This window comes from Bacillus cereus group sp. BfR-BA-01441 (assembly GCF_022663075.1).
Classification (GTDB): Bacteria; Bacillota; Bacilli; order Bacillales; family Bacillaceae_G; genus Bacillus_A; species Bacillus_A cereus.
Genome location: NZ_JAKUEU010000080.1, coordinates 1 through 23359, shown reverse-complemented (window position 1 = coordinate 23359; position 23359 = coordinate 1). Strand labels below are relative to the sequence as shown.

The following is a 23359-nucleotide window of genomic DNA, read 5'->3' as shown; positions in this document are numbered from 1 at the left end:
TAACGTAAATTTTAATCGCGGGAGATGATGCAAATGAGCAAGCTGAAAAATTGGAGAAGTTTATCTTTTCTATTATGGATAGTTATTACCATTACAATGATCGTAACGATGCCTAATATGGATAAATTAGTGAAAGAAAAAGGGCACATTACGATTCCTAATACAGAACAAAGTAGTATTGCTGACAAAATGATAAAAGAAATGGATAAAGACGGGACAGAAAAGTATGACATTATAGTTGTTTTTAATAGTGACAGTAAAACAGCTTTAACGACTGAGCAAAAAGAGGAAATAATAAAAACAATCAACGCTTTGCAAAATGAAAAAGAACAATTAGGAATTAAAGAAGTTGTTTCACATTTAGATAATAAAGAATTAGAGAAACAATTAGTTTCTAAAGATAATACGACTATTTTAACGCAAATATCGATAGATAAAAAGCATGGTGAAATATCGAAAGTTACAAATAACCTTCATAATAAAGTGAAAACGAAAGGGGTAACAACGTACTTAACAGGAAGTGATTTAATAGCAGGAGATTTCCTTACATCTTCTCAAGAGGGAGTGAAAAAGACTGAAGTTATTTCAATCATTTTCATTCTTGTAATATTAATCATTGTATTCCGTTCACCTATTGTTCCAATTGTTTCTCTTCTTACTGTTGGGGTATCATATTTAGTTTCAATGGGGATTATTGCTCATTTAGTAGATCAATTTAATTTTCCATTTTCTAACTTTACACAAGTGTTTGTCGTTGTTGTCCTGTTTGGGGTTGGAACAGACTATAACATTTTATTATTTACGAGATTTAAAGAAGAATTAAGTAAACAAGAAAACGCATTTTTGGCTACGAAAGAAACATTTAAATCGGCAGGGAAAACCGTTTTATATAGCGGGATAGCAGTACTAATTGGTTTTGCATCTCTTGCTTTAGCGAGTTTTAAACTATATCAATCTACTTCAGCGGTAGCAATTGGTGTCGCAGTTTTATTACTAGTATTAACTACGTTAAATCCGTTTTTTATGGTGCTTTTAGGAAAAGGGATGTTTTATCCCGTTAAAACATTTAAAGGTCATGAAGACAGTCGTCTATGGGGATTCTTTGCGAAAAACTCAGTAGTGAGACCATTTGTAGCTTTAATTATTGTATTCGTGATATCAATTCCTTTCATATTAAAGTATTCTAATACACTTAATTACAACGATTTATTTGAAGTAGACAATAAATATGAGTCGAAAATGGGGATTAACGTAATAGAAGAACATTTTCCACCTGGTTTTTCTTCACCAAGTACGTTAGTCATTCAATCGAATAACAAGTTAGATGAGGCGAGTTCGCTTCAAACTTTAGATGAACTAACTGATAAGATTTTGAAAGTAAAAGGTGTTTCAGAAGTATATTCACCGACACGTCCAACTGGTGATAGGATTAAAGAACTATATATAAATAAACAAGCGGGTGAACTAAATACAGGTTTAGGAGATGCCAATGGTGGTATAAAGGAAATTAATGATGGATTAACTACTGCGAAAGATAAGATGGGTAATAAGGACTCAAATAGTCTTGCGAACGTTCAAAAGTTAATTGATGGAACAAATGAAGCGAAAAGTGGTGTATCAGCATTAGGAACAGCTTTAAATCAACTATCCAATGGCATAAATGACGGAGCACAAGGTGCGCGGCAAATTGAGAGTGGGTTAACTTCAGTAAATGAAAATATAAGTGTATTATCTCAAGCAACTTCACAACTTCATGCTGGCTATACACAGTTAGAAAAAGGTTTAAGTTCTTACGATCAATACTTCGGAAGTATTTCTCAAGCGATTGACGGTGCGAAGAAAGGTTATGAACAAATTGAAATGTTAATGACCAATTTCATTCAAACGAAACCAGAATTAGCAAATGATCCTAACATTCTGCAGACGATAGGAATTGCTAAAGAGGCTCAAAAGCAATTAGGTGGGCTTTCAAATGAATTAAATAAATTGAAAGCGCAGCATAATGCGGCGATGGGATCATTTAAAGAAGCGAATCAATCGTTATTGAAAGTGGATAATGGCTTAAAAGAAATGAACAATGGAGTTACTAAGTTACAAAAAGGAGCAGCTGATCTTAAAAATGGATTAAATGAAGGTGCTTCAGGTTCAAAACAAATTGCGAACAAGTCATCTGAGTTACAAACCGGATTAACGAAAATAAACGATGGGCAAGGTCAGCTATTAACCGGACTGAAAGACTTGCAAGAACAGATGGGTCAATTACAATCCGGACTAACTAAAAGTACAGAAGGCCTTGAAAAGGTAAGTAATGGCCTAGGGGATGCTCAGAAATATTTAGGAGAACTGAACGAATCAAAAAGCTCTGAGAAATTCTATATTCCAAAAGAAGTTTTGGAGGGAGAAGATTTCCAAAAAGCTTTGAATACGTACATGTCACATGATAGAAAGACTGCTAAAATGACAATCATTTTAGACGTAAATCCGTATTCAAAAGAAGCGATGCCAATTATTCAAGAAATCAATAACACAATAGAGGGTACTTTGAAGGGGTCGGAATTAAATCATGCGAAAACAGCAATCGGAGGAACGACAGCTAGAAACGTTGATTTAAAAGAAGTAACTGGGCAAGATTTCTTACGTACAGCTACAATTATGTTAATTGGAATCGCGATTGTATTAATTGTGATTACACGTTCATTATTAAACACCATCTTTATTATTGGATCGTTACTATTAGCTTACTTTGCATCATTAGGGATAAGTGAACAAATTAGTACGCATATTTTACATGTAGATTCATTAAGCTGGAATGTTCCATTCTTTAGTTTCATAATGATTGTCGCTTTAGGAGTGGATTATAGTATTTTTGTAATGATGAGATACAATGAGTTAGAAGGGGACCCAGCGACGAAAATTGTAACTGCTTCTCGTCATATCGGAGGAGTCGTATTATCAGCGGCACTTATTTTAGGTGGTACATTTGCTGCATTAGTCCCTTCAGGTGTATTAACGCTTATACAAGTAGCATCCGTAGTTGGCGTTGCGTTGTTACTATTAGCTATCATTGTGATGCCAATATTGTTACCTGCTTTAATAGGTTTAACGAGTAAAATGAAGAATTATGCAAAGAAATTAAGTGAAAGAAAATAAAAGAATCCCCTTTTAAAAGTAACTGTTTCAGTTATGGGAGAGAACATATAAAATAACACACAAATTAGGGATGTAAATCACATATGATTTAGCATCCCTTTTTTAATTGTTATTGCATTGTTTAAGTACTTTTATCTAGTTAAATTGCAAAGGAAGAGAAAAAGAAAACAGTAAAAACACCAGCGCAACGATTGGGGATTACTGACAAAGTATTTGATTTAAAAGATATAATTTACTTTAGATAGTTCACTCAAATAATGGTGGACTATCTTTTTTTTAAAGGTAAATGGAAATTTATGTTAAAATAATGATAGAGATTGTGAAAAAAATGTTCTTAAACTAACGGTCAGGTTACTTTAAGAAGGATTTTTCAAAGGAAATGTTGAATATCGTATTTTGAAGGAGTGATTGCAGTGGAGTAAGTAATTTTTTAAATCTTGGTTAAATACTTTGAAGGAAGGGATTTATAAATATGAATACAAAACTAATAATAGTAGAAGGTTTACCTGGATTTGGAAAATCGACCACTGCAAAGCTAATAAATGAAATTCTAAGCCAAAATAAAATTGAAGTTGAACTATTTTTAGAGGGGAATTTGAATCACCCCGCCGACTATGATGGTGTATCTTGTTTTAATAAATTTGAATTCGATAGATTAGTATCTAACAGTGGAGATTTTAAAGAAGTGCTTCTTAAAAGAGTTTTAAAAAAAGGAAGCAATTATTTATTACCATACAGAAAGATAAAAAATGAGTTTGGTGACCAGTTTTCGGACGAATTATGTAATGATATTTTTAAAAACGATATATATGAATTGCCATTCGATAAAAATGTTGAATTAATTGCTGACAAATGGAATGACTTTGCTGAAATTGCTCTAGAAGATAATAAGGTTTATATTTTTGAATGTTGTTTCATACAAAATCCATTAACAATTGGGATGATTAAATACGGTGAACAAAAAGAAAAAATAATAAATTATGTAATGAAAGTTGCAAAAATCATAGAGAATTTAAATCCAATGTTATTTTATGTAGAACAAGATGATCTTGAATTTTCATTTAGGAAGGCATTAAAAGAAAGAAATCCAGAATGGTCCACAGGAATTGTCGACTATTACACGAACCAAGGCTATGGGAAAGAACATAACCATTCAGGGGTAGAAGGAGCGATAAAAGTTCTTGAAGCTAGAAGGAATTTAGAGTTAGAAATATTCGATATGTTAAAAATGAAAAAAGAAAAAATCAATAATACAAAATATGAAATTGACTCATATAGGTCAATGTTAAAAGATAAGTTAACAATACAAATGGTGAAATAGCTTTTTACACTACCTGGTGCTTTAGTTGGAGAAGGAAATGAAAACGCTCAGAATATTTTCTGAGCGTTTTAGTTTGCTATTTATAATGCGAAATGCATACAAATTATTGTGTTATTTCAATTGATAAACATAATGCTCCAATTATAAATGTTTTTTCAAAATGAATCCTCTTTAAAACGTGTATGTAACTTTAATCTAATTAAAAACAAAGGTTTTATTCGAGTTTGGAAAGAAAGGAATAGCAATCAACCGTTGCTATTCATCCAGCTTCTACTATATAATAGCTATAGTCTACAATAATTGAGTCGTAATATGCGATTTTTTAAGACAATCGGTGAGAAAACGCTGAAATAAGCGGTATTAGTAGGAGGACACAAATGATTACAGTAAGTAACGTTAGTTTGCGTTTCGCGGATCGCAAATTATTTGAAGATGTTAACATAAAATTCACGCCAGGTAACTGCTACGGTTTAATCGGAGCAAACGGTGCTGGTAAATCTACATTTCTAAAGATTTTATCTGGAGAAATTGAACCATCAACAGGTGACATACATATTACGCCAGGTGAGCGTCTAGCAGTATTAAAACAGAACCACTTCGAATATGAAGAGTTCCCAGTATTAGAAACAGTAATTATGGGTCACACGCAACTTTACAAAGTAATGCAAGAGAAAAATGCTATTTACATGAAAGAAGACTTTAGTGATGAAGATGGTATGCGTGCTGCTGAACTTGAAGGTGAGTTCGCTGAGCTTAACGGTTGGGAAGCTGAGTCAGAAGCTGCAATCCTTCTTAAAGGTTTAGGTATTGGTGAAGATCTTCATGATAAGAAATTGTCAGAATTAACTGGTGCAGAGAAAGTAAAAGTATTACTTGCTCAAGCTTTATTCGGTCAACCTGACATTCTATTATTAGATGAGCCTACTAACCACTTGGACTTAAAAGCGATCCAATGGTTAGAAAACTTCTTAATGAACTTTGAAAACACAGTTATCGTAGTATCCCATGACCGTCACTTCTTAAATAAAGTATGTACGCACATGGCTGACCTTGATTTCGGTAAAATTCAACTTTATGTTGGTAACTATGACTTCTGGTATGAGTCAAGCCAATTAGCTTTAAAATTAACACAAGATGCTAATAAGAAAAAAGAAGAGAAAGTAAAAGAGTTACAAAACTTCATTGCACGCTTTAGTTCAAACGCTTCTAAAGCGAAACAAGCAACTTCTCGTAAAAAATTATTAGACAAAATTACATTAGATGATATTAGACCGTCATCACGTCGTTACCCATTCGTTGGTTTCACACCTGAGCGTGAAGTAGGAAATGACTTATTAACTGTTGAAGGTCTTTCTAAAACAATTGATGGTGAAAAAGTGTTAGATAATGTGTACTTCACTTTAAATAAAGGTGATAAAGTTGCATTTATCGGCCGTAACGATATTGCGATGACAACATTATTTAAAATTCTTATGGGTGAAATGGAGCCTGATAGTGGTTCATTCAAATGGGGTGTTACAACCTCTCAGTCTTACTTCCCAAGAGATAACTCTAAGTACTTTGAGAATAGTGATTACAACTTAGTTGAATGGTTACGTCAATTTTCTCCACAAGATGAGTCTGAAAGCTTCTTACGTGGTTTCTTAGGCCGTATGTTATTCTCAGGTGAAGAAGTTAAAAAGAACGTTTCTGTATTATCTGGAGGCGAAAAAGTTCGTTGTATGTTATCTAAAATGATGTTAAGTGGTGCGAACGTAATCACACTTGACGATCCAACGAACCACTTAGACCTTGAGTCAATCACAGCATTAAACAACGGTTTAATTGCATTCAAAGGTACAATCTTATTCACATCTCATGACCATCAGTTCGTGCAAACAATTGCAAACCGCATTATCGAAGTAACACCAAACGGTGTAATCGATAAAGAGGCTACTTATGATGAGTTCTTAGAAAATGAGGAACTTCAAAAACAAGTAGATGCAATGTACAAAGGTCAATAATATATAATGAAAAAACTCGCTCTTTTTAGAGCGAGTTTTTTTGTCGAGAAAACGTAACATCGCTGGTCGGTCAAATGAATAATTATTCAAATATAATATTAATGAACAGGAGAATTTTTTCATGTATGAAGGGATGTAATGACTTTAAGATTTAAAGAGTTAGTTGAAGAAGGGAAATGTAAGTGGAGTAATATAATCAAATCGTATTATTTTGTCATGTGAAATATGTACCAAATTTGGAGATAGAATAGTTTGCGAATGAGTTTATAAAGGTATATAGTATGGGGTGTCATAATTAGTGGATGAATCTTGGGAGAAAACAGGAAATGTTACAAATTTATTTTGTTAAATAGAAACCAAGGTCAAAATGTCTAGAAAGAAATAGTTGAATAAATACTAGCTTCAAATTATAATTACTAATATTCTTCATATAGTTAAATAAAGATAATCTATTTGAAGAAGAAAATTTGAATAGAGAGACAGACTTATAAAAAAATAAGCCTTGGATGATCAAAAGAGGTGGAGAAATGAAACAGTTCTTATTAAAGAGCAAAAGTGTGTTAAGCAATCATTTTGGATTCTTTCTGTTTGCCGTTATTTTATTGTGGCTCAAAACATATGCAGCTTATGTAACGGAATTCAATTTAGGAATTTCAAACACAATTCAAAAATTCTTGCTGTTTTTTAACCCGCTTAGTTCAGCAGTTCTATTTTTAGGACTTGCATTATTTGCAAAAGGGAAACGATCTTATATTTGGTTAATTATCATTAATTTGTTATTGTCGATTCTTTTATACGCAAACGTAGTATACTATCGCTTTTTCAGTGACTTTATTACGTTCCCGACATTAACACAAACGAATAACTTTGGAGATTTAGGTGGTAGTATTCTTGCGTTGCTACATCTTTATGATCCATTATACTTCTTAGACACGATTATATTAATTGTGTTAGTCGCAACAAAATTTGCAAATCCAAAACCAATTCGTGTTGCGAAGCATAAATTATCTCTAGTATTTGTAGCAGGTATTTTATTATTCAGTGTTAACTTAGGTCTTGCAGAGTCTGACCGTCCTGAATTATTAACAAGAACGTTTGACCGTAATTATATTGTGAAATATTTAGGTGCATACAACTACACAATTTATGATGGAATTCAAAGTGCGAAAGCATCGACAGAACGAGCATTAGCTGATGGCGATAATATGACAGAAGTACGAAATTATTTAACATCAACTTATGCAAGTCCAAATCCTGAGTATTTCGGTAAAGGAAAGGGAATGAACGTAATTTACATTCATTTAGAGTCATTCCAAAACTTCTTAATTGATTACAAATTAAATGGTCAAGAAGTTACACCGTTCTTAAACTCATTTACAAAAGATGCGAATACACTTTATTTTGATAACTTCTTCCATCAAACAGGACAAGGGAAAACATCTGATGCGGAGTTTATGTTAGAGAATTCAATGTTTGGTTTACCGCAAGGTTCTGTCTTTACAACGAAATCTCATAATACGTATCAATCAGCACCAGCTATTTTAGGACAACAAGGATACACATCAGCAGTATTCCACGGTAACTACAAAACATTTTGGAACCGTGACGATATTTATAAATCATTTGGTTTTAATAAATTCTTTGATGCGTCATACTACGATATGAATGAAAAAGACGTAGTAAACTACGGGTTAAAAGATAAACCGTTCTTTAATGAATCTATTCCGTTATTACAAACGTTGAAACAACCGTTCTATACGAAGTTTATTACGTTATCGAACCATTTCCCTTATCCAATCGATAAGGCAGAAGCAACGATTGAACCAGCAACAACAGGTGATTCATCAGTAGATACGTACTTCCAAACAGCACGCTATTTAGATGAATCTGTAAAAGGCTTCATCGATTACTTGAAACAATCTGGTTTATATGATAACTCAATTATTGTTATGTACGGAGACCATTACGGTATTTCAGATAATCATAACGCAGCAATGTCAAAAGTAATGGGTAAAGAAATGAACTCATTTGAAAATGCACAGTTACAACGTGTACCATTAATCGTTCGTGTACCAGGAGTGAAAGGTGGCGTACAACATCAATACGGTGGTGAAATTGACGTTCTTCCAACGCTATTACACTTACTAGGTACAGATACAAAGAATTATGTTCAATTCGGTTCTGATTTATTATCACCAGATCATAAACAAGTCGTTGCGTTCCGTAACGGTAACTACGTAAGCCCAACAGTTACTGCACTAAACGGCAAATACTATGATACAACTACTGGAAAACCTGTAGAATTTACAGATGAAATAAAGAAAAATGAACAAATGGTTCAAAACTCACTAAAATACTCTGACCAAGTCGTGAATGGTGACTTATTACGATTCTACACACCGGAAGGATTCACTCCAGTAGATCGTTCGAAGTATAACTATAACAACCGCGATAAAAACAAAACGAAGGTAAAAACGACTCCGGAAGGGGAAGCTAAATAAATAATAAAAGGCGCTATTCATATGAATAGCGCCTTTTATTTGTAAATATACCATCATTATGAGACAGAACCAGCTGTTGCTTTTTGTTTAGCCTTTCCGAAGAAAACTACGCCGATGATGATAATAATGATAAATGCCCATTTAACCAAAGGGTTACTTTCGAAAAATCCAGCGAACCATTTCTCATCTACAATCATTTTCGCGGCAGTATAAGCTAAAACGGCTGCTCCAATCGTAATGATGACAGGAAAACGATCTACCCATTTTAAAATCAATGTACTGCCCCATACGACTACTGGAATAGACACTAATAATCCGATGATTACTAAAGAAAAGTTACCATGGGCAGCTCCTGCAACAGCGAGTACATTATCGATGCCCATTAACGCATCAGCAATAATAATGGTTTTAATAGCAGACCAAAATCCTTCTTCGGCCTTAATATCATGATCTTTGCCTTCAGCAATTAATTTATAAGCAATCCATATAAGGAGTACACCACCAATTAGAAGTAGCCCTGGTATTTTTAACAACCAAACAACAACTAAGGTAGCGAGGGCTCTAATCGCGATTGCCCCGATAGTTCCCCATATAATAACTTTCTTTTGCTGAACTTTCGGTAATCTTCTTGCTGCTAATCCAATTACAATGGCATTATCACCGGCTAACACTAAATCAATTACAATGATGGCAAGAAGGGCGGACAAATATTCGGCTGAAAGAAAATCCATATACATATCACTCCTTAAGAGTAATATGTGCTAAAGTGTTGATAATATAAAAAATAGGATTGAATTTGTATATTCAATCCATAATTTCTTACTGTATTTTGATATATGTTTTAATTTCGTATAAGTCGCTTTTGTATTCTTTTTTGTTTATCGTTTCGCTTTCTTAATTTTCGATTCATCTTTTTAATGCGGTTTTCTTTTCTATTATCCCAGTTATCACTTCGGATTTTACTAATAGACTTATCTGTCTTAGCACGAAAACGTCTTACTTTTTTCACGAAGGAAAGGGGTATTTTGCCGATAACACCTTGTTTTTCTAACGAATCCTCTTTACCTAGACACCAATCAGGATGAGATAATAAATAGTCGAAATCAAATGTTATCCCGTATTCTTTATCCATATATGTATACCATTCATCTAAAGTACACTTATTTTTTGTATGTAAATATGTTGATCCATCAGTCATAGCACAGCACCAATAGTCAAAATAGCTCCATAGTACCCATTCTTTCGGTACATCTAGTGTTAAAATTACCATTTTTGAATTTGTTCTACCCCAAGCTTTATGATTTCGATTTGGGTAATTATTTGCTTCCCAGACCCAAATAGGATAGTTACCTTCGTAATGAGGCAATCTTGTTTTAGCGACGCGCACCATCCAGTCATATGAATATACATCGTCTGGATCGATGAATTCTTTATTACCTTCTAAATAACCAAGTTTCTTAAATTGTTTCCATGCTTCTTCAGTTTGTACTGTATATACGATCATATGGCACCTACTTATTTAAACTAAATTATAGTATAACATGTGATTTTGAATTTTTATTGATATTAGAGAAGGGGGAGTTTGAGTCGAATATACGAGGAGTAATTCCCAAAATGATAAAAAGACTTGATTCCCAGCTAAAGGAAATCAAGTCTTTTCATTACATACGATTATCATGCCAGAAGTTTAATGGGAAGTGTTCGTTCTCATTATATGCTTCTAATTCATATCCTTTTTCTTTCAGTCCTTTAATAATTCCAGGAACTGCTTTTACTGATTGTGGATGAATATCATGCATAAGGATAACTTCTGTTGGATTTGTAGCACCATGTAACACGTTTTCTACAATTTTAGCAGATGCAGCATCAACTTGCATTTTGTTATATTTCCAGTCTAAAGAATCAATTGTCCAATCCCAAACTTTTAAGCCATTTTCTACAACTTTGTTGCGAAGAGCTTCGTTTAATCCTGGCATAGAGCCGTAAGATGGACGAGTTAATACTGGTGATTTACCTAAAACACCAGCGATTAAGCCTTGGTCTTCCTTCATTTCATCTACGTAATGACCTTCAGTGTAAAGTTTCTTGTAGTTATGAGTCATACTGTGCATCCCAACGTAGTGACCTTCAGCATCTTCGCGTTTTACAAGATCAGGGAAAGCTTTTACGTTTGAACCAATTAGGAAGAATGTTGCTTTTGCATTTTCTTTCTTTAACATATCTAAAAGCTCAGCTGTGTATTTTCCAGGACCGTCATCAAATGTTAAATAAGCGACTTTTCTAACTTGCCCGTTATAATGTTTTGGAGCTTCTTTCGGAGCAAGAGATGTTTGAATCTCACTTACAAGTTGAACAGATTTTGCTTCATCCTCTGTACTAGCTAGAGCAGTATGTACTGATCCAAAAGCTACTTCGTATGTGAATAATACCCCCGCACAAACTAACATAGCCCTTTTTACTAAAGTTGTCATTCGAATTCCATTGTGCATAATTTTCCTTCTCTCTATAAAAGTTCTACTCTACTATATTAGCAATTATAGGTAGGGAAATGCAAAAAAACTTTTTTACAAGTGTAAAAAAGTTTACTCAAAAGTATGCAAGATTTTATATCAATTGCAGTTTTGAAAAATAGGATGAATTTAAACTTTATTATTTAAACTTTCAATCACCAAATCATACTTTCGTATCACTTCGTTTTCGTTCCAATTATTGATTCGAATATTTTTGTTTTTTATTAAAATATTGGTAAAGAAACAATTACATGAAAAAAGGAGTGGGAATATGGATAATTATATTTGCACTACATGTGGAGTACAGTATCCCGAAAATGAAGAAGCACCTTCTCGCTGTAAAATTTGTAATGAGGAAAGACAATATGTTAATCCAATTGGGCAGTCATGGACAACATTAGAAACGATGCAAAATAGCAATTTATACAAAAACGAAATAATAAAAGAAGAAAGCGGTTTGTATAGCATTACTACTAAACCTAAATTTGCGATTGGACAAACAGCATTTTTAATACAAAGTAAAACTCTAAATGTTATGTGGGATTGCATTAGTTATTTAGATGATAAAACGATACAACGTATATATGATTTAGGTGGTATTCAAGCAATAGCACTTTCTCATCCACATTATTACTCTACACAAGTTAAATGGGCGGAAACATTCAATGTACCTATTTATATTCATGAAGATGATAAAGAGTGGGTGGTTCGTCCGAGTAAGCAAATTAAATTTTGGTCTGGGGAGCATCTGATATTATCGGAAGAACTTACATTGCATCGCTTAGGAGGCCATTTTAAGGGTGGAACTGTTATACATTGGAAAGACGGTAATGAAGGGAAAGGTATTTTGTTATCAGGTGATATTATACAAGTAGTTTCGGATCGAAAATGGGTAAGTTTTATGTATAGTTATCCCAATCTCATTCCATTACCAGCGAATAAAGTTAGAGATATGGCAGAGAAGGTAAAAGATATCCAATTTAGTCGACTATATAATGCATTTCATGGTGTGGTGGAAGATGCGAATAAAGCTGTACAAAGATCTGCTGATCGGTATATAAAGGCCCTGCAAGGAGAACTATTTCATACGTAATAGCTTGTAATTCATCTCTATATTTATATAACTAATTTTATATGAATTTTATACTAAAGTCCTATTGTTTATTAACTAATAGGTCTTTCAACTTAGGAAGTTCACACTAATGAGGGATGTTAAAGGGAATATATGTAACCTATACTAATTACTATAAAGCTTTGGAAAATGAAAAGGAGGAGATTTGCATGAAGAATTGGGTTCAATTTAGAATTGCAAGACCAACAGATAAATTTGAAGAAGTGATAAGTTTTTATGAAACAGGATTAGGTTTAAAACGTATAGGGGAATTTCACAATCATGAAGGATATGATGGGGTTATGTTTGGCTTACCAGATGAAGAGTATCATTTGGAGTTTACTACACATGTTAATGGAAGTCCATGTCCGGCACCGACAAAAGATAATTTACTAGTTTTTTATATGCCTATTAAAGATGAAATTGAAAAGATAGTGAATCGATTAAGTAATATGGGCTATCATGAGGTAGAACCTGAAAACCCGTATTGGATAGAGAAAGGAACCACAATAGAGGATCCAGACGGTTGGAGAATTGTGCTTATGAATGCATCTGAATAAGAAAACTATTTTCATATGAAATAGAGTGTAACAAAATGATTTAGACATAAATCCCTACAGTGTTTGTAGGGATTTTTATATAAGAAATTTTTATTGAGAGAGTTATTAAAATGTAGAAAGTATTTTGGCTAAGAACAAATGTAGTAAACATAATTTATGAAGGAGGTATAAAAGTAAGATAGTAAACCATTTTGAAGCGTTTTCTAAACATGTTGGAAATACACATCTTATTAAAAGTTCTTTCGTAGTTTATATCTTATTCTACGCAAAATTGATACCATCAAAAAACTGTATGTTTAACATGTACAGTTTTTTGATGGTATAGCTGTGCAATGTTTAGAAATTTCACATACCGTATTTTAAAAATAAATATAGGAAAAACAAAAAGTAATGTAGAATATATCGTACATACATATATACAGTTAACATAAAAGATAAAGAGGTGGGTATATGTTACTTGAGGAAGTAATGCAGCAACTAGAGGAATATGGAACAGAACAAAATCGAAAAACGTATAAAAACCACGGAGCGAAAGAGCCGTTATTTGGAGTTAGTTTTGCGAATTTAAAATTGTTAAAAAAGAAGATAAAAAAAGATCACGATTTAGCAGTTGAATTGTGGGAAACGAAAAATATGGACGCAATGACATTAGCAACTTATATTTTAGACCCGAAAAAAATAACGACAGAACAGCTTAATAGTTGGATTCAGGATGTTGATTATTACTGTTTAATGGATGTTCTGATGACATCTATATGTACTTCGCCAATTGCAATAGAAAGAATGGAAGAGTGGATAAAGTCTAATGATGAATGGATTGGAAGAGCTGGCTGGTCTTTATTAGCAAATATAGCGATTAAAAATAAAACGTTACATGATGATTTCTTCTCTCCGTACTTAGAAGAGATTAAAGAAAATATACATAATGAAAAAAATAGAAAAAAAGAAGCGATGAATAGTGCTTTAATCGCAATAGGAATTCGTAATGAAGACTTAGAGCGACAAGCGATTGAAATTGCAAGTGAAATTGGAAAAATAGAGGTTGATCATGGTGCAACATCATGTAAAACACCAGATGCAGAAAGCTATATAAAAAAAGCGAGAGAAAGAGCTGAAAAAAAGAAAGTGAAATAAGAAAAGAGGATCGGTTATGAAACCAATTGAAGCAGCACAAAACATAATTACATTACAATTTCCGAATTGTGATGTAGCTTTACTCGGCGGAAGCGTTGCACGAGGAGAAGCGACGAAAACATCTGACCTTGACATTGTAATAGTCGATCAAAGTTTAACTTCTTGCTATAGAGAATCTTTCTATAGTAATGGATGGCCTGTTGAGGTGTTTGTTCATAATTTCGAAACATATAAAACCTTTTTCAAAATGGATTGTGATCGAGGGAGGCCGTCGTTACCACAATTAGTTTCAGAAGGGATTGCCTTAAAAGGGGAACAGGAAATTGTTGAGAAATTAAAAAAAGAAGCGAATGATTTACTACATAAAGGACCAGCTAAATGGACCGAAGAAACGATTAAGCAGAAGCGATATTTTATTACGGATACTTTAGATGACTTTATTGGTGCAACAAAAAGAGAAGAAGAATTGTTTATCGCTAATTTATTAGCCGATTTAGTACATGAATATGTATTAAGAGTAAATGGTAAGTGGCTTGGGAGTTCAAAATGGTTTATTAGAGTGCTAAAAAGATATGATGAGCAATATGCAAACAAATTTGTAGCCGCTTTTGATCATTTTTATAAAACGGGAGGGAAAAATGAATTAATTCATTTTATAGAAAAGACGTTAGAACAGTATGGTGGAAGAGTGTTCGAAGGATTTTCTATTGGTAAATAAAGAGAGGAGAAAAAAATGAATGTACCATATGTTCAATTAAGAGAATTGACACTAGATGATGTAGAAGATCTCTATCAATGGTCATTAGATAGAGATGTAACAAAGCATTTAGTTTTACCAGATCAATATCCTCCGTTCACTCGTGGAGATACGAGAAACTGGGTTGAAGCTTGTATAAGCCGAAAAAATGGTTATGAACAAAGGGCAATGGTTACTGAGACAGGTATACATATTGGATGGGTAGACCTTAAAAATTTTGATAAAACAAATAAAAATGCTGAACTAGGAATTGCGATTGGAAATAAAGACTATTGGGGTAAAGGATTTGGAATGGCAGCTCTAAACAGCATGTTACAAATAGGTTTTTCTCAGTTTGAATTGGAGAAAATTTGGTTACGTGTAGATGAAGATAATACAAAAGCTAAAAAGAGTTATGAAAGTGCCGGATTTGTATGCGAAGGGTTAATGAGAAATGATCGATTGAGACAGGGAAAGTTCATTCATCGCTATCGTTACAGTATATTAAAAGAAGAGTATGAATCAAAAATTAATAACCTATAAAAATATTATGTAAATTAAAAAGGGGAAAATAAAATGATTCGATTACTTACAAAAGCGGATGCAAAAAAATATTGGGAGTTGCGTTTACAAGCACTACAAGTAAATCCAGAAGCATTTATAACGACTTATGAAGAAGCAGTACGTCAAGAAAACCCTCTTGAACGAGTTGCTAGTAATCTTTCATCCAACAGTAGTTTTACATTTGGTGCTTTTAATAATGAAAATCGTTTAGTTGGGGTTGTTACTTTATTAACAGAAGAAAAAGACGCATATAAGCATAAAGGACATATCGTTGCAATGTATGTAGATACTGAAAATCGAAGAAGTGGTCTTGCACGTGATTTAATACGTAAAGCAATTGAAAGGGCAAAAGAGATGAAGCTAGAGCAATTGAATTTAGGGGTTGTGTCAACGAACGAACCAGCCAAACGATTATATGAATCAATGGGATTTAAAACATACGGAATTGAAAAAAGGGCTATAAAAATGAATGGTGTGTATAGTGATGATGAACATATGGTGTTGTTCTTTTAAGAGAGGAAGTTTTGTATGAAAGATCTCCATTTAGAAAGAAAAATGGACCCTCAAGTAGCGATTTTGTATGCGACGGTTGCTGATACGTTTAATAGATTGCAAAGGTTAGTCGAAGGTACTGAAGAGAACGAACTATCCTATAAAGGGTCTGAAAATAATGAAAATAGTATTGGGCAGTTACTTCAGCATTTAGCAGTTGTTGATTTACATTGGGTGTATCGTTTCAAGGGAGAAGATGTTCCGCCAGCATTTGAAAATAAATATGGTCCTATGTTAAATGAAGTAGGAGAATTACCAAGTTTAAGAAAAAACACATTGCAAGAGTTAATGCAAGATTATGAAGCAGTGCAAAAATTGTTTTATGAAGAATGTATGAAACTAACAGAAACTGATTTAACGCGGGAAGTTTTGTATGAAAAAGGCGAAACTGCGACAATAAGATGGGGAATATGGCATATAGCAGATCATAATCGGTATCATCAAGCTCATATAAATCGATTGAGGAAATTATACAGAGAATATAAACTACATATTCTTTAATTTTTGAATGAACGAACGCCCCTAAATAATAATTAAAGGAGGCGTTTGTTTTTATTCGTTCGCTTTTCTTCCCAAGCTATCATTAAATTTTTATGATAATCTTTTGGTTTCTCAATAGAAAACCAGTAAATTGAATGTGCAATAGTTGGTAGCCATCTTTTATAGCGGATGCGTATATTTTCATGGTGAGTATAGTGGGTCGAGATTAAAGTAGATTTTGACCCTTGAAAATTTTGATATGTAATGGCCTCGATTTCATACCAATGCACTTTATTCCCATGTAAATCTACTACAATTCCTTCATCATCCTAAAGTGAAATGTAAGTTTGAATGTAGATTTTTCATCGCGTATACTAAAATATAGGTCATAGAGATAAAAAATTAAATACAAGGGGTTTTACAATGAAAGCAATTGTTATAGGAATACTGGCATCATTTTTCTTTGCCTTTACTTTTGTTTTGAACAGGGCAATGGACTTAGAAGGTGGAAGCTGGATTTGGAGTGCATCATTACGGTATTATTTTATGGTTCCAATGCTATTACTTATTGTTATGTATAGAGGGAACTTAAAGCAACTCTTTCAATATATGAAAAACAATCCGAAAGAATGGTTAGTGTGGAGTATCGTTGGATTTGGTCTCTTTTATGCACCGCTTAGTTTTGCTGGAGCGTTCGGACCAGGTTGGCTCGTTGCATCAACATGGCAAATTACAATCGTTGCAGGGATTTTGTTAACACCATTTTTTGCGGTGGATCCACTACATAAAAAACTTCCGATGAAGGAATTAGTAATGTCGGGCATTATTTTATTCGGTGTCGTTCTCATGCAAGTAGAACATGCTTCTTCATTAGGTATTCGTGAAACCGTTTTATGTGTAGTTCCTGTACTTATTGCAGCATTTGCGTATCCTCTTGGAAATAGAAAAATGATGCAAGTTTGTAAAGGGGAATTAGATGTATTTCAGCGAGTACTCGGTATGACATTAGCAAGTTTACCATTTTGGTTTTTATTATCTGGTTACGAAGTATCAACAGGCGGATTACCGTCAAGTAGCCAAGTTTTTCAATGTTTTATTGTAGCAGTTAGCTCTGGGTTAATCGCGACAGTATTATTTTTCTTTGCAACAGATCTTGTGAAAGATGATCCGCAAAAATTAGCAACAGTGGAAGCGACGCAGTCTGGTGAAGTTTTATTTGCGCTAGTAGGAGAGTTGATCTGGTTATCTGCACCAATCCCATCATCATTATCTTGGATTGGTATGAGTCTCGTTATTATTGGAATGATACTTCATAGTTATGTGGCTGTCGTTGTAAAAAAAGAAGAAAAAATAACGGCGTAATGAGATTAGCTCTTTTTATTAAGAGCTAGTCTTTTTTCATAGAAAGGGATGAAAGTATGAATTTACAGTGTGTTAAACAAATTGAGAAAGATTCAATATTAAATGTGCTACAATATGCCGTCGGTCCAAATGAAATAAGCTTAAAGAAGGCAGTAATATTTTATCAAAGTAATAAAGGGACTTTGTACAAATATGAAGAAAAAGCTTGTCTAGGTATTGAAATAATCGGAGAAACTAAAGCACGCATATGTCATATAGCAGTGGCTCCAGATTATCGTCAAAAAGGAATTGCACTGCAAATGATTAAAGAAGTGGTAAGGATATATCAATTGACTTATATAGAAGCGGAGACAGACGATGGGGCGGTAGAATTTTATAAAAGAATTGGTTTTCAAGTTAAAAGTTTAGGAGAAAAATATCCAGGGATAGAAAGACTTCATTGTTACATGGAAAAATAGTATAAAATATGCATATGGAGTATAGTTTGAAAAAATAGGATTTACATTTTTCTTCATTTCAAAAAAACTCTCGCTCATCATTATCTACGATTTTAATAGAGTTTTGAGGCTTCAGTATAATAATATACATATTTTTGTAGTAATGAATATGATTAAGTTAAAAATTAAGAAAAATATGATAATATATTTATATAAAAGTTTAAATTTACGTGGCTAGTGGGGGAACCAATATGAAAATGAATGAAATAGTAGCAAGTACACAATTTCCAAATACAATCGAAACAATAACAAAAGATTTAAAAGCATTAGGAGTCGAAAAAGGAATGACAATTATCGTTCATTCATCACTAAGTTCTATCGGGTGGATATCTGGTGGTGCCGTTGCTGTAGTAGAAGCATTAATGAAAGTTGTTACGGAAGAAGGAACGATAATAATGCCAACGCAATCTTCGGATTTGTCCGATCCGAAACATTGGTCAAGACCACCTGTACCGGAAGACTGGTGGCAAATTATCCGAGATAACGTCCCAGCATTTGATTCACGTATAACCCCAACAAGGGGAATGGGTGAAATAGTTGAATGTTTTCGTACATATCCGAATGTAGTACGTAGTAATCATCCGTTAGGAAGTTTTGCTGCATGGGGAAAACATGCAGTAGGAATAACAATGAACCATTCGTTATCAATGAGCTTTGGAGAAGAATCTCCATTAAGAAAAATATATGATTTAGACGGGTACGTATTATTAATTGGTGTTGGATATGATTCCAATACGTCTGTTCATTTATCCGAGGTGCGTTCTGGTGCATGTGAGTTAATACAAGTAGGAGCACCTATTATAGAAAACGGTGAAAGAGTGTGGAAAGAGTTTGTTGAAATGGATTACGAATCTGAGAAGTTTGTAGAAATTGGTGTGGAGTTTGAGCGAAAAGGAACTGTAAAAAATGGGAAGATAGGGAATGCAACGTGTCGTCTAATGAAACAGCGTGATATAGTTGACTTTGGAACAGAATGGTTTCGTAAGAAAAATTAGTAAGGGATGGTTACAATGAAGGGGAAAAAGGTATTAATTACGAGCGGTGGTTGTCTAGAAAAATGGGATCAAGTACGCGGGCATACGAATATGGCCAAAGGTACAATCGGAAGGATAATCGCAGAAGAACTTCTAGCTAAAGGGGCACATGTTATATATTTACACGGTTATTTTGCGGAGAAACCGAGTGATGTACATAGAGGGTTAGAATTACATCCATTTGAAGGAATCGTTGATTTACAAGATAAAATGAAAAGTATCATATCACATGAAAAGGTTGATGCAGTCATTATGGCAGCGGCTGGATCAGATTGGATTGTAGAGAAAATTTGTGATCAAGATGGTAATGTTCTTAATATGAACGGAAAAATTTCAAGTGATATAGCACCGATTATTCACTTTCAAAAGGCTCCAAAGGTATTAAAACAAATAAAAGAATGGGACCCAGAAACAGTACTTGTTGGTTTTAAACTTGAAAGTGATTTAAATGAAGAAGAACTGTTTGAAAGAGCAAAAAATAGAATGAAAGAAGCAAGGGCGAATGTAATGATTGCGAATTCACCACATTCTTTATATTCGCGCGGGGCTGTGCATTATGTAATTGGACAGGATGGTAAAGGGAAGTTGTGTAATGGGAAAGATGAAACAGCGAAAGAAATTGTCAAAAGCTTAGAGGTATTATGTAATCGTGTCACTGCTTTTTAAAATTAAGTTTTTAGATGAGAATGAATCCGCATAGTAATAAGTAAGCGAAACTTTAATTGGTGGGAATTTTACTTTTACACGAATGTGAAGCGTATACCAATCAAGAGCTATACACAGAATAATTGGTGAGGAGTGGATTCTATGGAACATTTATTAAAGCAAGCTATTAAACTTAGAAATGAAAAGAAATATGCGCAGTCTAAAGAGATGCTTATAGGATTAACAAACTTTACAAAGGATGCAGAAGTACTGTATCAATGTGCGTGGATACATGATGTAATGGGGCTAGAAACAGAAGCAGTTCCGTATTATGAGCAGGCAATCGCAAATGGACTTGATGGCGAATCGCTTTGCGGTGCTTATATTGGTTTAGGAAGTACATATCGTTGTATAGGGGAATATGAAAAGGCAATTACAGTATTAGAAGCTGGGGTGAAAAAATTTCCAGAGAATGCTCCGATGAAAGTATTTTTATCATTAGCAAAATATAACGTAAACGATCACGAATCAGCGATGAAATTATTACTTGAAACTGTCGTGAAAGTAGAGGAAGTAAAAGAATTTGAACGTGCCATTTCATTTTATAAAGACCATTTAAATGAGGTTTTTAAATAAAGGAGTGAACGTATGAAGGTTACACTATCACGAAGGCGAAAAGGTATTTGGATTGGACTCGTCTCTTTAATTATGCTATCAAACTATTTATTGTATGCCCTTCCAATTGTACCAGTTGCGCCGAAAGAAGTTGTGCTTGGGTCATTATTAGATTGCATGTTTGTCATTCCAATCATCACGTATTTCTTCATTATTCGAAAAAGATACTCGTTAACATATATAGTTCCTGTTGTAATAGCTGGTTATATTTTTGCAAGATTTATTATTCCAAGTGATTATTTACAAGCTTTTTCATTCATCTCTTATATTATTGTTGCGGCTGAAATTGCATTTGTAGGTCTAGAATTATTCCTTCTCTATAAAATTGTTAGAGTGCTTCCTAAAATAATAAAAAAATATAAAGAATATAGAAGAGAAAATTATTCCTTTTCTTATGCAATTGATGCAGCGTTTGACGCTACTATGAAAAGAGGTAAGTTAATAGATGTCATTCTAACAGAGTGTAAGTTAATCTATTATGCGTTTTTATCGTGGCGTGAAAAAGTACCAACAGGTAAATCTGTATACTCATATCATAAAAAGACTGGTGCTATAGGTGTGTATATCATGATTATTCATGCAACAGCAATTGAAAGCATTGGTTTTCATTATTTACTACATCAGTGGAATCCAGTAATAGCATGGATTTTACTTATTTTAAATGTATACGCGATGATTTATTTTATAGCTGAAATACAAGCGATGCGCAAAAATCCACTTGTCGTAACAGAAGAACAAGTAATCATTCAAATCGGATTAGGAAAGAAAATTGTTGTGCCATTTACACAAATTGATAATATTGCGTTCTACAAGGGTGAATTGCTAACGGCAAAAGAAGGGAGACAGGTATTGGATGCAACTGTTATGGAGTTCATAAAAGAACCTGCTACTTTTGAAATAACATTAAAAGAGTCAGTGAAAGCGCAGTTGTTATACGGCTTTTCTAAAACAGTAAGTCGTGTTTACTTAAATGTTGATGAAGAACGAAAATTTTATGATGCGGTTAAGGAAAAGTTAAAACATGAGTAATAGTACTGTTAGTTGCATAAAAACAAATGAGCTTCCGTTAGAAGTGAAAAAATATGAAACATGGATAGTGAAAAACTCTTTCTAAATAAGAAGGAGTTTTTATTATGTACTTGTATAAATCATTATATAAAAAACTATACACTTCTTTATTACTACATAAATGGATATAATTGAGGATAGAACTAGCATAAGGGGAAACAAAATAATGAATAAGTTACTTACATCGAAAATTGAAATTATAGAAAGAAAAATCCGGTATAACTCAACAATAGTAGATCACAATTGCTTATTACTTGAAAAGCAATCACAAAGTATCGTTTTATTTCACGAGGTGCAGTATTCATTTACAATGACTGCAAATGATACTAAGTTAACAATCCCAAAAGGGAGTTATACAATCGCATATTACTGGAAAGATCGTCCGTACAATTTATACGTATGGAGAGATATAAAAGGAAAGTATTTAGGTTCCTATTTTAATATCGTAAAAAACACACAAATAAAAGATGAAGTGGTTTCCTTTGAAGATTTAATCATCGATATTATGGTACTTCCAAATGGAGAATACTTCATATTGGATGAGGATGAATTACCAGAACCATTAGGAAATTTCGAAGGTGGTTATGTGAAGAAAGCTCTTTATGGATTAAAAGAAATCATTCCAAAAGAGCTGCCACCAATAGTTTTGGAGACAGCCAGAGTGCAGAGGAAATAAAATTTAATTACATAAATATTTTGAATGGGAATGAGTAGTCTCAAGTTATATGATCTAACTTTTTTGATAAATCTAAGGTTAGTAGCATATCTCTTGAGATTACTCTTTTTTTGTAGAAATTTCGTCGCTTAGTTATTAAATCGATTTTAAATTTATGAAATAATATTGACTGAATCAAGTTCAGTCGTTTATGATTGAATTAGATTCAGTCGTGGTGAAAACATTGTAGGAGATGACGTATGAAAAGAATATCAAAAGAACCAGATGTAAGACGCCAAGAGTTAATGGATATTGGTTTTGAACTATATATGAAAAATGGTATGAAAGGATTTGGCATAAAAGATGTTGTGAATCATGCAGGTGTAGCAACGGGCTTATTTTATTATTACTTCAAGTCTAAAGAGAATTTTGTTGATGAAGTTTTAAATGACTGTATTGTGAAAAATATGGAGTTAATTGAAGAAATACTTGTTTCAAATGAACGGTCTGTCATGCAAAAGATGAAAGATTCACTAGATATATTTTGGACATTTATTGAAAAGTTAGCACCCTATAAAAATGTGAGTTCGTTTCAGACGGAACAACATTTTCAACTGGAACAGAAATTATTCGCACGTATGCAACCGTTCATTAGACAAGTAATTGAAGAGGGAGTGAAAACAGGGATTTTTTATACTGATAACTCATTATTAGCTTCTGGATTTATTTTATACGGTCTTAACAGTATTGCTCATTCAGAAGTAAAGTTGAATCTAGATACAAAACATGAAATGGTTAATT

General features: G+C 33.3%; 21 protein-coding genes and 1 pseudogene. 19 read left to right on the top strand and 3 right to left on the bottom strand.

Annotated features, from left to right (window positions below):
• Nucleotides 1-33: 33 nt before the first annotated feature.
• From MR107_RS24255 to ltaS, 4 genes are all read left to right on the top strand, one after another.
• Nucleotides 34-3150 carry an MMPL family transporter gene (locus MR107_RS24255; RefSeq protein WP_227900840.1) on the top strand — a complete coding sequence of 1039 codons (3117 nt, stop codon included), beginning with the start codon at nucleotides 34-36 and terminating at the stop codon, nucleotides 3148-3150.
• A gap of 472 nt (nucleotides 3151-3622) precedes the next feature.
• Nucleotides 3623-4471, top strand: a complete 849-nt coding sequence (locus MR107_RS24250) for a P-loop NTPase family protein (RefSeq protein ID WP_001093195.1) — start codon at nucleotides 3623-3625, stop codon at nucleotides 4469-4471.
• Nucleotides 4472-4848: 377 nt separating this feature from the next.
• A complete protein-coding gene (locus MR107_RS24245) occupies nucleotides 4849-6474 on the top strand; it encodes an ABC-F family ATP-binding cassette domain-containing protein (protein WP_000633864.1) in 1626 nt (541 codons plus the stop codon).
• A 527-nt stretch (nucleotides 6475-7001) separates the two neighbouring features.
• The gene (gene ltaS, locus MR107_RS24240; protein WP_000808770.1) at nucleotides 7002-8975 is read left to right on the top strand and encodes a lipoteichoic acid synthase; all 1974 of its coding nucleotides are present in this window, start codon (nucleotides 7002-7004) and stop codon (nucleotides 8973-8975) included.
• Nucleotides 8976-9031: 56 nt separating this feature from the next.
• Here ltaS and MR107_RS24235 read toward each other — a convergent pair whose 3' ends face one another.
• From MR107_RS24235 to MR107_RS24225, 3 genes are all read right to left on the bottom strand, one after another.
• Nucleotides 9032-9706 carry a TerC family protein gene (locus MR107_RS24235; RefSeq protein WP_227900839.1) on the bottom strand — a complete coding sequence of 225 codons (675 nt, stop codon included), beginning with the start codon at nucleotides 9704-9706 and terminating at the stop codon, nucleotides 9032-9034.
• A 110-nt stretch (nucleotides 9707-9816) separates the two neighbouring features.
• The gene (locus MR107_RS24230; protein ID WP_000637706.1) at nucleotides 9817-10479 is read right to left on the bottom strand and encodes a DUF3841 domain-containing protein; all 663 of its coding nucleotides are present in this window, start codon (nucleotides 10477-10479) and stop codon (nucleotides 9817-9819) included.
• Between the two features lie 157 nt (nucleotides 10480-10636).
• The gene (locus tag MR107_RS24225) at nucleotides 10637-11464 is read right to left on the bottom strand and encodes a peptidoglycan-N-acetylglucosamine deacetylase (RefSeq protein WP_000551452.1); all 828 of its coding nucleotides are present in this window, start codon (nucleotides 11462-11464) and stop codon (nucleotides 10637-10639) included.
• Nucleotides 11465-11756: 292 nt separating this feature from the next.
• On the opposite strand from MR107_RS24225, the gene MR107_RS24220 reads away from it, so the two are divergent.
• From MR107_RS24220 to MR107_RS24150, 15 genes and pseudogenes are all read left to right on the top strand, one after another.
• Nucleotides 11757-12578: an MBL fold metallo-hydrolase gene (locus MR107_RS24220; RefSeq protein WP_000371021.1), complete on the top strand. Its 822-nt coding sequence runs from the start codon at nucleotides 11757-11759 to the stop codon at nucleotides 12576-12578.
• Nucleotides 12579-12766: 188 nt separating this feature from the next.
• A complete protein-coding gene (locus tag MR107_RS24215; protein WP_000800667.1) occupies nucleotides 12767-13156 on the top strand; it encodes a VOC family protein in 390 nt (129 codons plus the stop codon).
• Nucleotides 13157-13606: 450 nt separating this feature from the next.
• Nucleotides 13607-14290, top strand: coding sequence for a DNA alkylation repair protein (locus tag MR107_RS24210; protein ID WP_000923448.1), 684 nt, complete (start codon nucleotides 13607-13609; stop codon nucleotides 14288-14290).
• 16 nt (nucleotides 14291-14306) lie between these two features.
• Nucleotides 14307-15067: pseudogene (locus MR107_RS24205) on the top strand (nucleotidyltransferase domain-containing protein).
• Nucleotides 15024-15569: a GNAT family N-acetyltransferase gene (locus tag MR107_RS24200; RefSeq protein ID WP_242292815.1), complete on the top strand. Its 546-nt coding sequence runs from the start codon at nucleotides 15024-15026 to the stop codon at nucleotides 15567-15569. Before MR107_RS24205 ends, MR107_RS24200 begins: the two are co-directional and overlap by 44 nt.
• Before the next feature lie 33 nt (nucleotides 15570-15602).
• A complete protein-coding gene (locus tag MR107_RS24195) occupies nucleotides 15603-16103 on the top strand; it encodes a GNAT family N-acetyltransferase (RefSeq protein ID WP_000620314.1) in 501 nt (166 codons plus the stop codon).
• Between the two features lie 15 nt (nucleotides 16104-16118).
• Nucleotides 16119-16643, top strand: coding sequence for a DinB family protein (locus MR107_RS24190; RefSeq protein ID WP_227900837.1), 525 nt, complete (start codon nucleotides 16119-16121; stop codon nucleotides 16641-16643).
• Between the two features lie 402 nt (nucleotides 16644-17045).
• A complete protein-coding gene (locus tag MR107_RS24185; protein ID WP_000644594.1) occupies nucleotides 17046-17984 on the top strand; it encodes a DMT family transporter in 939 nt (312 codons plus the stop codon).
• 56 nt (nucleotides 17985-18040) lie between these two features.
• Nucleotides 18041-18442, top strand: a complete 402-nt coding sequence (locus tag MR107_RS24180; RefSeq protein ID WP_001053116.1) for a GNAT family N-acetyltransferase — start codon at nucleotides 18041-18043, stop codon at nucleotides 18440-18442.
• 230 nt (nucleotides 18443-18672) lie between these two features.
• Complete coding sequence (locus MR107_RS24175; protein WP_000783347.1) at nucleotides 18673-19476, top strand: AAC(3) family N-acetyltransferase; 804 nt, start codon at nucleotides 18673-18675, stop codon at nucleotides 19474-19476.
• A 15-nt stretch (nucleotides 19477-19491) separates the two neighbouring features.
• Nucleotides 19492-20181, top strand: coding sequence for a phosphopantothenoylcysteine decarboxylase domain-containing protein (locus tag MR107_RS24170; protein ID WP_000676726.1), 690 nt, complete (start codon nucleotides 19492-19494; stop codon nucleotides 20179-20181).
• Nucleotides 20182-20322: 141 nt separating this feature from the next.
• Nucleotides 20323-20796 (top strand): tetratricopeptide repeat protein, encoded by a 474-nt coding sequence (locus tag MR107_RS24165; protein WP_000400636.1) that lies wholly within the window; start codon nucleotides 20323-20325, stop codon nucleotides 20794-20796.
• A gap of 12 nt (nucleotides 20797-20808) precedes the next feature.
• A complete protein-coding gene (locus tag MR107_RS24160; RefSeq protein ID WP_063245543.1) occupies nucleotides 20809-21864 on the top strand; it encodes a hypothetical protein in 1056 nt (351 codons plus the stop codon).
• A 205-nt stretch (nucleotides 21865-22069) separates the two neighbouring features.
• Nucleotides 22070-22579: a ribonuclease FAU-1 family protein gene (locus MR107_RS24155; RefSeq protein WP_063245542.1), complete on the top strand. Its 510-nt coding sequence runs from the start codon at nucleotides 22070-22072 to the stop codon at nucleotides 22577-22579.
• A gap of 239 nt (nucleotides 22580-22818) precedes the next feature.
• The coding region (locus tag MR107_RS24150) for a TetR/AcrR family transcriptional regulator (protein WP_242292814.1) at nucleotides 22819-23359 on the top strand (541 nt) is incomplete at its 3' end.